This is a genomic window from Nostocoides sp., from assembly GCF_035343835.1.
Classification (GTDB): domain Bacteria; phylum Actinomycetota; class Actinomycetes; order Actinomycetales; family Dermatophilaceae; genus Nostocoides_A; species Nostocoides_A vanveenii.
The window spans coordinates 1-13,996 of record NZ_DAOQZV010000066.1 but is presented as its reverse complement, the minus strand read 5'-3'; the positions used below and the strand labels follow the sequence as shown (position 1 = coordinate 13,996).

The window sequence follows — 13,996 nt, the reverse complement described above, 5'->3', positions numbered from 1 at the left end:
ATGCTCCAGCGTTTTTCAGCTATCGGCCGATCAGCTTCCAATTCGTAGAATTTCCTTCTTTAGCCGCGAGCGCCGATCGACGAATGACCCCCATGGGGGCGATGGTAGGCCTGCCCGGCCGGGCCGCCGGGGAGGCGCTCCGGCCAGCGGCCCGGGGTGGTCTGCCTCACTCGAAGAGAGGCCGGTCCGGCACGCGTGATACGTCATGAGCCGGGGCGCTCGATCAGTTCGCGAATTGCCAGGACCGCTTAGACAGGCCGTACCAGAAGCCGTCCACCACGCTGGTGCTGGCCAGCGACCCGCCGGCATAGGCGGCCCCGAGCGCCACATAGAGAGGCGCCCAGTGCTCGGTGCGGGGGTGGGCGATCCGCGCAGCGGGTGCGCGGTGGTCGGTGTCGAGAAGCGCGTCGACGTCCTGGGTGGCCATCGCCTCGGCCGCCCAGTGGTCGAACTCGACGGACGCGGCGGGGGCGGGCGCGTCGGCCGGCGCACCCGGGTTGAACCAGCGCAGGTTGTGCGTGGTGAAGCCGGAGCCGACGATCATCGTCCCCGCGTCGCGCAGGGGTGCCAGCGCGCGACCGACCTCGAACAACGCCCGCGGCTCCAGCGTCGGCATCGAGAGCTGCAGCACCGGGATGTCGGCGTCGGGGTACATCTCCACGAGCGGCACATAAGCACCGTGATCAAGACCGCGGGACTCATCGCGCTGGACCACCCCGCCCAGCAACCGGTCGACATCGGCTGCGAGGTCGGGCGCGGTGGGGGCGTCGTAGGTCACCTCGTAGTACTTCTGTGGGAACCCCCAGAAGTCATACAGGAGCGGGACCTTCCGCGCGGAGGCGCTGATGGCGATGGGCGCTGCCTCCCAGTGGGCCGAGACCATCAAGATCTGCTTCGGCCGGGCCAATTGCGTTGACCACGAGGCCAGTTCGGCCTTCCAAGTGGCGTCATCGGCAAGCGGCGGCGCGCCGTGGCTGAGGTAGAGGACGGGGGCACGATCGGTCATACGGCCCAGCATAGCAGTTGAAGTTTAAGATTCAACTATGTAGGGGGAGGTCGGTGCGGTTCGACGGGAGCCGGGGGGCTCGGTATACCGTGCTCCCGATATGTGGCGCCCGGCTCCTTCGGGCCGGGTCGAAAGGTTGTGGTGGGCGTGGCCGGGCGCAAGCTCGTCATTGTGGAGTCCCCGGCGAAGATCAAGAGCATCTCCGCCTATCTGGGACCGGAGTTCGACGTCGAGGCCTCGATTGGGCACATCCGGGACATCCCGACGCCCTCGGAGATGCCGGCGGAGATCAAGAAGGGTCCCTTCGGCAAGTTCGGGGTCGACGTCGACAACGATTTCGAGCCCTACTACATCGTCGACGCAGACAAGAAGAAGAAGGTCGCCGAGCTCAAGCGCCTGCTCAAGAACGCCGACGAGCTCTACCTCGCCACCGATGAGGACCGCGAGGGGGAGGCGATCGCCTGGCACCTGTTCGAGGCGCTCGAGCCGAAGGTCCCGGTCAAGCGGATGGTCTTCAACGAGATCACCCGCGACGCCATCCAGCGCGCCGCGGCCAACACCCGCCAGATCGATACCAATCTCGTGGACGCCCAGGAGACCCGGCGCATCCTCGACCGGCTCTATGGCTACGAGGTCTCACCGGTGCTGTGGCGCAAGGTCCGCGCGGGCCTGAGCGCCGGCCGCGTGCAGAGCGTGGCGACCCGGATGGTCGTCGAGCGCGAGCGTGAGCGGATGGCCTTCCGGGCGGCGTCCTACTGGGACGTCGAGGCCGACTTCGCGACGACCGCCGGCGAGGAGTTCACCGCCCGCCTGACCGCGCTGGACGAGCACCGGGTGGCGACCGGCCGCGACTTCGACGACCGTGGCGTGCTCACCCATGCCAAGGCGGTGCAGCTGGACCAGGCCGGTGCTCGACTCGTCGCGGACTCGATCGCCCAGGTGCCGGTGCGCGTCACCTCGGTGCAGGACAAGCCCTACACCCGTCGGCCGTCCGCGCCCTTCATCACCTCCACCTTGCAGCAGGAGGCCTCCCGCAAACTGCGGATGTCGGCCAAGGAGTCGATGCGCGTGGCGCAGCGGCTCTACGAGAACGGCTACATCACCTATATGCGCACCGACTCCACGGTCTTGTCGCAGGCCGCGCTGAGCGCTGCCCGCAGCCAGGCGCGCGAGATGTATGGCGCGGCCTACGTTCCCGACGCACCGCGCCACTACCGCTCCAGTAACGCCGGCGCCCAGGAGGCGCACGAGGCGATCCGCCCGGCGGGCGAGGTCTTCCGCACACCGGCGCAGGTCTCCGGTGAGCTGCGGGGCGCCGAATACGCGCTCTACGAGTTGATCTGGAAGCGCACCGTCGCCTCCCAGATGGCCGACGCCACCGGGTCGACCGCGACCGTCAAGGTCGCCGGCACCCTGCCCGACGGCCGCGTTGCCGAGTTCAGTGCCAGCGGCACGGTGATCACCTTCCGCGGCTTCCTCGCGGCCTATGAGGAAGGCCGCGACGAGGAGGACTCGCGCCGGCGCAAGGCGGCCAAGGTCGCCGCCGAGGAAGAGCGCCGCCTGCCCCAGCTTGACGAGGGCGATGGGTTGGACGTCGCCCGCGTCGAGGCCGAAGGCCACGAGACCGTCCCGCCGCCGCGGTATACGGAAGCCACCCTGGTCAAGGCCCTGGAACAGAAGAAGATCGGCCGCCCGTCGACCTATGCGTCGACGCTGGGGACGATCCAGGACCGCGGCTATGTCTCCACCCAGGGCAGCGCGCTGGTGCCCTCCTGGTTGGCGTTCGCCGTCACCCGGCTGATGGAGGAGCACTTCGGCCGGCTGGTCGACTACGACTTCACCGCGGCGATGGAGGCCGACCTCGACGACATCGCCCGCGGCGACGCCCACCGGGTGCAGTGGCTGCGCCGCTTCTACTTCGGCGACGAGGCGAGTTCCGCCGAAGGCCTGCGCGATCTGGTCGAGGACCTCGGCGAGATCGACGCGCGCGCCATCTCCACCATCGAGATCGGTGACGGTCTCGCCGTGCGCGTCGGCCGCTACGGCCCGTATGTCGAGGAGGTCGCCCCCGAGGGCGTCGACCCCGCGACCGGCGAGATGACCGAGGGCGCCGCGGTCGCGCCCAAGCGCGCCTCGATCCCCGACGACATCGCGCCCGCCGACCTGACGCCGGAGAAGGCTCGCGGGCTGCTCGCGATGTCCGCCGACGACGGCCGCAGCCTGGGGGTCGACCCGGCCACCGGCCACGAGATCGTCGCCAAGGCCGGGCGCTTCGGGCCCTATGTCACCGAGATCCTGCCCGAGGCGCCGGCGACGACCACGACCCGCAAGACGGCGGCGCCAAAGCCGCGCACCGCCTCGCTGCTGAAGGATATGGACCTGGCGAGCGTCGATCTCGACACCGCCTTGCAGTTGCTCTCCCTGCCGCGCACGCTCGGGCAGCACCCGGAGACCGGCGTCCCGATCACCGCGCAGAACGGTCGTTATGGGCCCTATCTGAAGATGGGCACTGACTCCCGCTCGCTGGAGACCGAGGGGCAACTGTTCACCCTGACCCTCGACGAGGCGCTGGCGATCTATGCCCAGCCCAAGGTCCGCGGGCGGGCGGCAGCCAAGCCGCCGCTGCGCGAACTCGGCGCCGACCCGGTCAGCGGCAAGGCGGTCACCGTTAAGGACGGGCGTTTCGGACCCTATGTCACCGACGGCGAGACCAATGCGACGTTGCGGCGCGATGACGACGCCGAGACCATCACGCCCGAGCGCGGCTTCGAGCTCCTGGCCGAGAAGCGGGCCAAGGGACCGGCCCCGCGCAAGCGCGCGGCGGCCAAGAAGTCGGCCAAGACCACCACCCGCAAAACCACGACGACAAAGAGTTCCGCGAGCAAGACGGCTGCCCGCACGACGACGACCCGCAAGCCTCGCACCTCCTAGGCTCGGGCCATGCGCCCCGATCAGATCGTCAGCGTGCTTGCGCGCCGCGGCCTGCTCCAGCCGACGCTGCCACACCGCAGCCTCGGTCAGGTCCGGGCCCTGACGACCTGGGGCTTCGGCCTGAGCGGCGAGGCTCGCGGGGCGGCGGCGCGCCGCCCGTCGGGCATCGCGATCGTCGATGAGTCCGGCCGCCTGACGTATGCCGAGTTGATCGCCCAAGCCGAGCGCGTCACTCGCGTGCTGCTCGCCCGCGGCGTGCGTCCCGGGGATCGCGTCGCCGTGCTGGCACGCAATAGTCGCGACCTGGTGATCGCGATGCTCGCCATCGACCAGTTGGGCGGTGACGTCGTCCTGCTCAACACCGGATTCGCCGCCGAGCAACTGGCCGCGGCCGCGCAGGCATACGGGATCGGTCTGGTGGTGCACGACGAGGAATTCGGCCCACTCCTCGCCGAGACCGCGGTCGCGGCCCTCGACCTGGCTGGCCTGATGGCCCTCGGTGACGGCCCGGCCGGACGGGGGCGTGCCGTGCGCCCGCCCGCGCGTCGGGGCCACGTCATCGTGCTGACCAGCGGCACGACAGGGACACCCAAGGGTGCCCCGCGGCGCAATCCCGGAGGCGTCGACTCCTTCGTCGCGATCATCGAGCGCATTCCGTTACACGCGGCGGATCGCGTCCTGATCAGCGCACCCATTTTCCATACGTGGGGCTTTGCGGCGCTGCAGTTGTGCTTCGGGCTGCAGGCGACGATCGTGCTGCGGCGGCGGTTCGAGCCGGCCACGGCCTACGCCGATCTGGTCGAGCACGACTGCCAGGTGATGTTTGCCGTGCCTGTGATGATCCAGCGGCTGCACGAGTGGCGGTCGGCGAACACTGGGCCGCGGCCGCCGGCGCTGCGGGTGGTGGCGACAAGCGGATCGCGGCTGCCCGCCACCTTGCCGGTGCCCTTTATGGACGACTTCGGAGACGTGCTCTACAGCCTCTACGGCTCGACTGAGGCGTCCTGGGTGACGATCGCGGTCCCGGAGCAGTTGCGCGCGCATCCCGACACGGCCGGCACCCCGCCGCTGGCGACTCGGGTCGCGCTCCTGGATGCCGACCTCGCCGAAGTCCCCGACGGCGACGTGGGGCAGTTCTATGTCGCGAACTCGATGGTCTTCGAGGGCTACCTCGGCGGGGCAGACAGTCACCGGCACGACGGTCTGATCGCCACCGGCGACCTCGGACGCCATGTGGACGGGCTCTACTACGTCGACGGCCGGGTCGATCAGATGATCGTCAGCGGTGGCGAGAACGTCTATCCCGCCGCGGTCGAGGACGCGCTCTGCGCGCTCGACGGCGTGGCCGAAGCCGCCGTCCTCGGCGTGTCGGACCCGGAGTTCGGCCAGCGCCTGATCGCCTTCGTGGTGGCCGCTCCGGGCGCCGACCTCGACGGGGAGGCCGTGCGCGCGGCACTGCGCGGTCACATTTCGCGCTTCGCCCTGCCCCGGGAGGTCCGCGTCGTCGACGCGTTACCTCGCAACGAGACCGGCAAGGTCTCGCTTGTCGCCCTCAGCGCCTTGCTCGCGCCGAAGGAGGCGCAGGGCGGTGTCACCGGCCCCCACTAGGGTGGCGGCCGTGAGTGACGGGATCTTCATCGCCTTCGAGGGCGGCGACGGGGCGGGCAAGTCCACCCAGGTGCGGCTGCTCGCCTCGGCGTATGCCCTGCTCGGCCGTAGCGTCCTCGTCACCCGCCAGCCCGGGGGCACCGAACTCGGCCGGGCTCTGCGCGATCTGCTCCTGCACGGCGACCACATGAGCGCGCGCGCCGAGGCGCTGATCTTCGCCGCCGACAAAGCACAGCATGTCGAGGAGGTCGTCCGTCCCGCCCTGGCCGCCGGGCAGGTCGTGCTGACCGATCGCTATACCGACTCCGCGGTCGCCTATCAAGGCGCCGGCCGCGCGCTCGGCGCCGAGGAGGTGCGCACCCTGCAGATGTGGGCCGTCGACGACCTGCTCCCTGACCTGACCGTCATCGTGGACATCAGCGCCGAGGAAGGCCGTCGCCGTCGCGGCGCCGTGCACGACCGCCTCGAGTCCGAGGCCGACGAGTATCACGCTGCCGTGCGCGCCCACTTCCTCGCGCTGGCCGCCGCCGCCCCCCAGCGGTATGCCGTGGTGGACGGCTCGCTCGATCCGGTCGCCATCCACGACCGGATCGTCGCGGCCCTGATCGAGCGCGGCCTGATGGCGGCGAATCGATGAGCGTCTGGAGCGAGTTGGTCGGCCAGGAGCCCGCCCTAGAGATCCTGCAGCGGGCCGTCGCGCGTCCCGACGCCATGACTCACGCGTGGCTCTTCACCGGCCCGCCGGGCTCCGGCCGGTCGGTCGCGGCCCGGGCGTTCGCGGCTGCGCTCCTCTGCCCGCGCGCCGGGTGCGGCGAGTGTCGCGAATGCCGAACCGCCCTCGACGGCACCCATGCCGATGTCGACCTCGTCGCCACCGAAGGCCTCTCGATCAAGGTCGACCTCGCGCGCGACCTGGTCCAGATCGCCGCCCGCCGACCGTCGGTCGGTGCGTGGCGGGTCATCATCGTCGAGGACGCCGATCGCCTCACCGATCACTCCGGCAACAGCCTGCTCAAGGCGATCGAGGAGCCCGGCGCGCGGACGATCTGGCTGCTCTGCGCCCCCTCCGTCGAGGACGTCCTGATCACCCTGCGCTCCCGCTCGCGTCACGTGCGCTTGCGCACTCCGCCCGTCGCCGCCGTCGCCCGGCTGCTCGTCGAGCGTGACGGCATCGACCCCGCCATGGCCACGTATGCCGCCCGGGCCGCTCAGTGCCACGTCGGCCTCGCGCGTCGGCTGGCCCGCGACGAAGGCGCCCGGATCCGCCGCCGCCAGGTCGTGACCTTGCCGGCCAAACTCGGCGGCGTCGGCGATGCTGTTGCTGCGGCTGCGGACCTGATGGCCATCGCCGAGGAGGAGAAGGAGGGGGCGCTGACCGAGCGCAACTCCCGTGAACGCGAGCGGTTGATGCAGACGCTCGGCGCGGATCCCGCCGCGCGCACCCAACCGCCCCACATCCGCTCCCAACTCGCCACGCTGGAGAAGGAGCAGAAAACCCGGGGCACGCGATTCACGCGCGATGTCGTCGACCGGACCTTGATCGACCTGATGTCGGTCTATCGCGATGCTCTCGTTCAGCGGCAGGGCGGACGGGTCGGCCTGGTCAATGAAGACAATCTCGCCGTCGTCGGCCAACTCGGGCGCGCCTTCGGCAGCGAAGGCCTGTTGCGGGCGATGGATGCCATCGGCTTGGCGCGCGAGCGGATCGCCGCGAACGTCCCGCCGCTGCTCGCGCTCGAAGCGATGGCGATCTCGCTGCAGCTGCCCCGCTGAGGACCACCAAAGCGCCCGCCGGCGCTGCGGCACTCGGCTCCGCACCAGATCCGTGAGTTAACGTGTGGACGTGCCGCGCCGCCACCGCCCCGCGTCCGTCCCGCGATACCGGCGCACTGACCGACGCGCGGTCGCTCTGCTCGCCGGCGCGGGCCTCGCCCTGACCGGCTGCACCATCCCCAATCCCTTCGACCGTGACGCCACCGCGTCGCCCACGCTGGCCACGAGCGACCGGGTCCCGCCTGGCCAGGAGGCGCTGGCGAAGTTCTACGAGCAGACGCTCACCTGGTCCGACTGCGGCGGCCCACAGTGCGCGAAGCTGACCGTCCCGATCGACTATGCCGATCCGCAGGGCGCGACCATTCAACTCAGCGTGCTCAAGGTGTCGCGCCGCGGCGGCGGCACGGCGCTCGGCTCCCTGGTCGTCAACCCGGGCGGCCCGGGCGGCAGCGGCGTCGATTACGCGAAGTATGCCGATTTCATCGTCGGGACCCCGGTCCGAAAGGCCTACGACGTGGTCGGCTTCGACCCGCGCGGCGTTGCGGCCTCGGCCCCGATCGAGTGCGTGAAGCCGGCGCAGATGGACACCTTCCTCGGGCAGGACCCCACCCCCGATGACCGCAGCGAGGAGGATGAGGCGGTCCGGCTGGCCAAGGACTTCGGCGCCGCCTGCCAGGCGAATGCCGGCCCGCTGCTGCCGCACGTCTCGACCGTCGAGGCGGCCAAGGACATGGACATCCTGCGGGCCGCGTTAGGCGATGCCAAGCTGACCTATCTCGGCAAGTCCTATGGCACCTTCCTTGGTGCCACCTATGCGGGTCTCTTTCCCGACCGCGTGGGTCGCTTCGTCCTCGACGGAGCGGTCGCGCCCAATCTCACCCCGGAGCAGTTCGCGGTCGGCCAGGCCAAGGGCTTCGACGTTGCCACCAAGGCGTGGGCCCAGGATTGCGTCGAGTCTGGCAAATGCCCCCTGGGCAAGGACGTCGACGCCGTCGTGACCGGCCTGATCGACCTGCTCGCGAAGCTTGACGCCACGGCGGCCCCGGTCACCGGGGACGCGCGCGTCACCAAGCTGACCGAGGGCTGGGCGTCCTATGGCGTCGCCGCCGCGATGTACGACCAGGGCCGCTGGGACGCCCTGACCGAGGCGCTGCGCGCCGTGGTGGCCGGCGACGGCACCGAGTTGATGGCGATGGCCGACGACTACGCCCAGCGCCGCCCCAATGGCAGCTACTCGGGCAATTTGATGCAGGTCATCAACGCCGTCAACTGCCTCGACAATGGCGACAGCGCCGACCCGGCGGTCTACCGCGAGAGGGCGAAGGCCGCCGAGCAGGCGGCCCCCGTCTTTGGGCGCTTGCTGGCCTGGTCGGGCCTGGTGTGTGGCAACTGGCCGATCAAACCCACGGGGAAGGGCGAGAAGATCACCGCCCCCGGCGCCGCTCCCATCGTCATCGTGGGCACCACCCGCGACCCCGCCACCCCGTATGAATGGGCGGTCGACCTCGCCGGCCAGCTCGAGTCGGGAGTCCTGCTGACGATGGACGGCGACGGTCATACGGCCTATATGCGGGCCAACACCTGCATCGACAACGCGATCAACGACTATTACGTCAAGGACGCCGTGCCCGCCGACGGCACGCGCTGCTGAACCCGCAGGCGACCCGAGGAACCCCTGATCACCCGTTGGCGCGAACATTGTCGGCGACTAGGTCGGACACCTGCTCGGCGACGCTCAATGCCTCCTCGACGGTGGGATAGGACGACTCGACCATGATCACGTAGTCGCCGACGACCTGCATGACCAGGCCGGGTACATAGGCCCAGGGGACGCCACTGGCGGTCTTCGTGTTCGTCCGCTCGATGAGGTAGCCCTGGTCGTGCCCGTCCCACGGCGTGACGAAGGCGCTCTGCGGCTGTCCATCTCCGGCCCTGGTCCAGTGGCAGTTGGCGATGATCACGGCCATGTCGGCCATCGCGCTGCTGGACTGCCCCGCCGGTAGCCGCGAGATCCGGATCTCGGTGTGCCGGCCGTTCGGGTCGACAAGGGTATTGGAGAGCGAACCGGTCGGCACGTATTTCTGATTGCAGTCATGGTCGAAAACCGTGCTGATCTGCACTGGCTCAGTGGACGGCGACGAGGCATAGGTCCAACCGCTACCCACTGACAAGGCCGGAGGCAAGGCGTTGACGGGGATCGGCGGGGTGGGCGGGGGTGGGGCTGTGGTCGCCGTTGTCGGCGACGGGGTACTACTCGACGCCGGCCGGCTTGTGCTCGGGGAGGGTCGGGCACTGGTGGTGCTCCGCGACGGGGGCCGAGATGCTTTCTGAGTCGGGGTGCTACTCGGCTGCGACCCGGACGACGTCCCGGTGCTGGTCGGTTGATGCGAGGAAGAGGATGTCGGTGTGCCACTCTCGGCCGCTGCGCTCGTCGTGCTCCCGGCGATGCCGGTCGTCGCTCCCTGACTGGTGCTGATCTGGCCCCCGGCCTGGCTGGGGTTGTCGGGTGCCTTCTTGTGCCCCACGATCACCCAGGCCAAGGGGATCGCCACCGCCAGGCAGGCCGCCACCAGGCCGCCGATGACCCAGCGTTCATGATTGCCCGAACGCTTCGGCGGCGAGGTCGTCACCGACGGCGAGGCGCCCCCAACCGGCGACCTCAGCACCGTGTTGGCGGTGTAGGTGTCCGGGCCCGACGACCAGCCAGGTGCGAGACCACCCGGCTGGCCGGAAGCCGCCGCGGACCACGATGTCGCCCCACCGGTGGTCGGCCCAGAAGGTATCGGCGACCACGACGTCGCGGGGAGCCCCGACGCTCCCACCGGCCCGGTGGTCCAGGGCGCATTGCCATTCGGCGCGCCCCCCGCAGATACACCGGGTGCCCAGCCGGTGGCACTCGGCGGCACGAACGCCCCGTCGGCGGCTTGCCCGCCGAAGGCCGCTGCGCCGACTCCCTGGCCACTCGACGCTTGGCCACCGGGACCCGACGGGGACAGGCCACCGGCGGTTTCGGTGGCGAGGGGGTAGGGCCGCGACGGCCACGCCGCGCCGGGCGGGTCGTCGTCATTGCTCAGCCACAGGGCTTCCTCGCGCGGCCAGCTGCGCGCCTCGGTGGCCGTGCCCGCGCCAAGCACGACCATATTGCTCACTGGCCGCTGCAACCGGATTTCCACCGACTGTAGGGCTCGACCGAAGTCAGCGGCGCTGCGGAAGCGCGCCGCCGGATCCTTGGCCATCGACCGGGCCAGAATCTGCTCGAGCACGGGCGGTACGTCATTGCGCCCGGTCCGCGGGACCGGCGCATTGCTGATCCGCCCGATGAGTGCCATCCGGGAGTTGTCGCCCCGCGGGATTTCGAACGGGCTGCGCCCGACCAGCAAGGTCCAGACCGTCGCGCCCAGAGAGTAGACATCGGTGACCGGCGACCCCTTGGCCCGGCCGAGCAGCATCTCCGGCGGGGACCAGGGGATCGACACGCCGATGTCGCCGTCGTCCGCGGCCGCCGCATTCGCAGCCACCCCGAAGTCCGACAGCCCCGGCTCGTCCCAGGGTGTCGTCAAGATGTTCGCCGGCTTGACGTCGCGGTGCAGGATGCCCGCTCGGTGGGCACTCTCCAGGGCACCGCTCATCGCGATGCCGATGCGCAGGACCTCATCGACGCTCAAGTGCTCGCGGACGCAGCGTTCCGCCATCGTTGCGTTGGGGCAGAACATCATGCTGATGAAGGGCTGTCCGGCGTCTGTTGTCCCCGTGCCATAGATCCGCACAACATGCGGATGTTCGAGCTTGGCCATGGTGTGCGCCTCGGTCTCGAAGCGCTGACGCACGTGCGGGTCGGCGAGCGGGTCCCGGATCACCTTGATGGCAACCTTGCGGTTGAGCCGTGGCTCGTCATAGAGATGGACGTCGCCGTAGCCGCCTGAACTGATGCGTTGGATCGGCGTATACCCCGTGATGGCCGGTGGGGGAGCGCTGCGCTCGCCTACCATGTCGTCCCCGTCCGGCGGTCGAGTCCACGCATGCCGCGCCTGCTCATCACGTGCCTCCTGAAGGGACCGAGCGTGCTGGGCCCGCTCACAATCCTCGCCAGGATCGTGCCGGAGGCCGCCGCGCGGTAGTCCTCGTTTCCAGGGACCTTCGCCGGCCGCAATGTCCAGGCCGCTACCTGCGGGGCGGAGATTGGGTGCCCCGGCGATCCGTCTCGTATACTTGACGACACGCCCAGCGCCCGCCGCTTTAGCTCAGTCGGCCAGAGCGATTCACTCGTAATGAATAGGTCGTCGGTTCGATTCCGACAAGCGGCTCAGATGACGCCCTCGACTTCGGTCGGGGGCGTTTCTGCTGCTCAGGGGCGGTTTCTGGGGCGGCGATGGTGGGCTGCGCTGTGAGCGCCTGCGCGGGACCTGCTGGAGCCGGTTGTGGCACATTTTTGGCATACCCGGTCCAGACGAGTGTTCACTTCGGATCCCGTCGGAGGGTGTCCAGGGCTGCGGCGACGGCGTCCAGCTCTCGTCGTAGAGGTAGGCGTAGATCCTCGCTGTCCTCGTGATCGACTCATGGCCCATGGCGCGCTGGATGAATCTCAGGTCGGCGCCGGCAGAGCGAGCGAGACTGCCGAACGTCCTCCGGAGATCGTGAGCGTGAGGCCCTCGAGGCCGAGCTCGCGGGTCGCCGCGGTCCATCCGGCGCGCCGTCGCCAGTTGCCGTTGCGGAGGGAGCCGCCGTCGGGGGCAGGGAAGACGAGCGATGCCTTCGGCCTGCCGGTGACGCGGTTCTCCATGACGCTCCGCAGGGACGGAAGGATCGCGATGGTGCGAGCCGATGCTCGGCTTTTCGGAGCTGACACGTCCATCCTCCCGCCGACCTCAGTGGCGCGCTCGACGACTCGGACTCGGGATCGGACAAGGTCGACGTCGCTGACCTTGAGGCCGGCCAACTCGGACCAGCGGAGCCCGAGCAGGGCCATCGTGAGGACTAGATCGCCCTCCTCACCGAGCCGGTCGGCGAGCGCTTCGACCTCCGGCATGGTGAGAATGCGGTCCCGCGCTGGTGGGCGTGATGGGAGACGGACGCCTCGGGCCGAGTTGCTTGTGAGTCGGCGGGTCGTCATTCCGTAGTCCAGAAGCAGACAAAGCACCCGGTGGGCGTAGCGCACCGTCTCGGGACCCTTGTCCTCGCTGAGTTTCGTGACCCATGCCGCCACGTCGGCGTGCTCGATCTTGGTGATCGGCCAGGCTCCGAAATGGTCGAGGAAGTTGCGGGAGGCCATGCGGTAGTTCTGCCGCGTGCTCTGGCGCAGGTGCCCCAAGTCCGCTGACTCGAACTCGTCCCATAGGGCGTGAAGCTTGATGCGACCGCGCTGGGGGTCAACGAAGTCACCACGGCGAAGGCGCGATCGCAGGTCGTCCTTGAAGGCTTCCGCGTCGGCCTTGCGATCGAATGTGGCCGTGCGTTGCCGGGCGTCCGGGGTGCGGTAGCGGACTCGCCAACGGATCTTCCCGGACTTCAGGACCGTCCGCTCGATCACGCCGCACGGTGGCGCGCGTCAGCGAGCCACTGCTTGACGTCGTCCGCTGCGAAGCGGCGGTGCTTGCCCAGCTTGAAGGATGGTGGTCCCTCGCCCTGGATGGCCCAGTGGTGCACGGTGGACACCGGCACGCAAAGGATGGCGGCGACGTCGCGGCAGGTGAGCAACCGCGGGAAACTGACGCTGTCGGTGTCCTTCTCGCTGTCCATGGGGGCCTCCTCGACTCAGGCGAACTCCTCCCGGTACACGTGGTTGTTGGGGCACGGTGAGGTTCAAGGCGACGTGCCTTTGTCCTTGCTCTGCTTGGAGGCGCCGCACACAACGGGCAAATGCACCCAGCGCCTCGGTCTGTTGGCGGCAGGCAGAGATCCTCATACCCGTCCGCGATCAGCGGGAATCCGGACGTCATTTCCTGTCGAGCATGTGCATGATCGGCAACCTTCTGGCTCCGTGGTTCGTCATGGGTACTGCGACACATGAAGCCCAAGAAGGTGCTGAGGCTACTGGCCGAGGCGCTTGAGTCACATCGGATTGCTCGGGTATGGCGAGACCCGTACGACTCCGCATTCACGGATGGCTTCATCGTCGACCTCACCAACAACTGGGTGGTCATGCATGAAATCGATGACGGAGGTGGGAAACGCACTCGGCAGGATCAGCCGTTGGGCTTAGCTCCTCGACGGTGATAAGTCTGCGCCCGTGCCGAACAGCGGAGCGGGATTCTGGTCTGCCGTTTGCAGAGGCCCCTCTGCCCAATCACCCTGCCCTCGGTACCCAGAGCGATGTCTGCGCTGCCTTCAAGCGTTGGGCTACATGGTCTGGGTGCCCCTTTTCGCCCAGAGGGCGGGTGCACTCTTGGTCGCCAACACGTCTCCTCCTTCGCTGCCAGGGTGCTCGCGGCGCCCAACCGTGTAACTGCCGCAGGGGCAGCCCATGCTGAGAGGATCAGGCATGGGCAGACTCAAACCCGAAGACATCTATGCGGCAGTTCGCGCCATCCCGGCGGGCACCGTGATCACGTACGCCGACCTTGCCGAGCGGGTGGGCCTCACTCGTAATCATGCGCGCGCGGTCGGCAACGTGCTCGGGAACCGGCCCGACAATGACGCCTGGATGACCACACCTGCCGGGGACCATGACATTCCTTGGTG

10 protein-coding genes and 1 tRNA gene are annotated in these 13,996 nt (G+C 69.2%); 7 read left to right on the top strand and 4 right to left on the bottom strand.

The genetic code is table 11. The features are described from left to right. Positions 1 to 223 precede the first annotated feature (223 nt). Positions 224 to 1,006 carry a class III extradiol ring-cleavage dioxygenase gene (locus tag PKH97_RS06765; protein ID WP_324386645.1) on the bottom strand — a complete coding sequence of 261 codons (783 nt, stop codon included), beginning with the start codon at positions 1,004 to 1,006 and terminating at the stop codon, positions 224 to 226. Positions 1,007 to 1,153: 147 nt separating this feature from the next. Between PKH97_RS06765 and topA the strand changes: the two genes are divergently transcribed. The 5 genes from topA to PKH97_RS06740 all read left to right on the top strand — a co-directional run bounded on the left by topA (position 1,154) and on the right by PKH97_RS06740 (position 8,969). Then, positions 1,154 to 3,937, top strand: a complete 2,784-nt coding sequence (topA, locus tag PKH97_RS06760) for a type I DNA topoisomerase (RefSeq protein ID WP_324386644.1) — start codon at positions 1,154 to 1,156, stop codon at positions 3,935 to 3,937. Positions 3,938 to 3,946: 9 nt separating this feature from the next. Then, positions 3,947 to 5,545 carry an AMP-binding protein gene (locus tag PKH97_RS06755; RefSeq protein ID WP_324386643.1) on the top strand — a complete coding sequence of 533 codons (1,599 nt, stop codon included), beginning with the start codon at positions 3,947 to 3,949 and terminating at the stop codon, positions 5,543 to 5,545. Between the two features lie 10 nt (positions 5,546 to 5,555). Further along, positions 5,556 to 6,182: a dTMP kinase gene (gene tmk, locus PKH97_RS06750; protein ID WP_324386642.1), complete on the top strand. Its 627-nt coding sequence runs from the start codon at positions 5,556 to 5,558 to the stop codon at positions 6,180 to 6,182. Then, positions 6,179 to 7,318 (top strand): DNA polymerase III subunit delta', encoded by a 1,140-nt coding sequence (locus PKH97_RS06745; RefSeq protein ID WP_324386641.1) that lies wholly within the window; start codon positions 6,179 to 6,181, stop codon positions 7,316 to 7,318. The genes tmk and PKH97_RS06745 overlap by 4 nt, the downstream gene beginning before the upstream one ends. A 70-nt stretch (positions 7,319 to 7,388) precedes the next feature. Beyond that, on the top strand, positions 7,389 to 8,969 hold the full coding sequence (locus PKH97_RS06740) for an alpha/beta hydrolase (protein WP_324386640.1): 1,581 nt from the start codon (positions 7,389 to 7,391) through the stop codon (positions 8,967 to 8,969). Positions 8,970 to 8,997: 28 nt separating this feature from the next. Here the strand turns inward: PKH97_RS06740 and PKH97_RS06735 are convergent, their stop codons facing one another. Next, positions 8,998 to 11,307 carry a protein kinase gene (locus tag PKH97_RS06735; protein WP_324386639.1) on the bottom strand — a complete coding sequence of 770 codons (2,310 nt, stop codon included), beginning with the start codon at positions 11,305 to 11,307 and terminating at the stop codon, positions 8,998 to 9,000. A gap of 241 nt (positions 11,308 to 11,548) precedes the next feature. Here PKH97_RS06735 and PKH97_RS06730 point away from each other — a divergent pair. Further along, positions 11,549 to 11,622: transfer RNA gene (locus tag PKH97_RS06730), tRNA-Thr, on the top strand. A gap of 278 nt (positions 11,623 to 11,900) precedes the next feature. Here PKH97_RS06730 and PKH97_RS06725 read toward each other — a convergent pair. Beyond that, on the bottom strand, positions 11,901 to 12,845 hold the full coding sequence (locus tag PKH97_RS06725; protein ID WP_324386638.1) for a hypothetical protein: 945 nt from the start codon (positions 12,843 to 12,845) through the stop codon (positions 11,901 to 11,903). Beyond that, positions 12,842 to 13,054: a helix-turn-helix domain-containing protein gene (locus PKH97_RS06720; protein WP_324386637.1), complete on the bottom strand. Its 213-nt coding sequence runs from the start codon at positions 13,052 to 13,054 to the stop codon at positions 12,842 to 12,844. Before PKH97_RS06720 ends, PKH97_RS06725 begins: the two co-directional genes overlap by 4 nt. A gap of 742 nt (positions 13,055 to 13,796) precedes the next feature. Here PKH97_RS06720 and PKH97_RS06715 point away from each other — a divergent pair. Further along, positions 13,797 to 13,996, top strand: a 200-nt coding sequence (locus tag PKH97_RS06715; RefSeq protein ID WP_324386636.1) for an MGMT family protein, incomplete at its 3' end; no start/stop codon positions are given.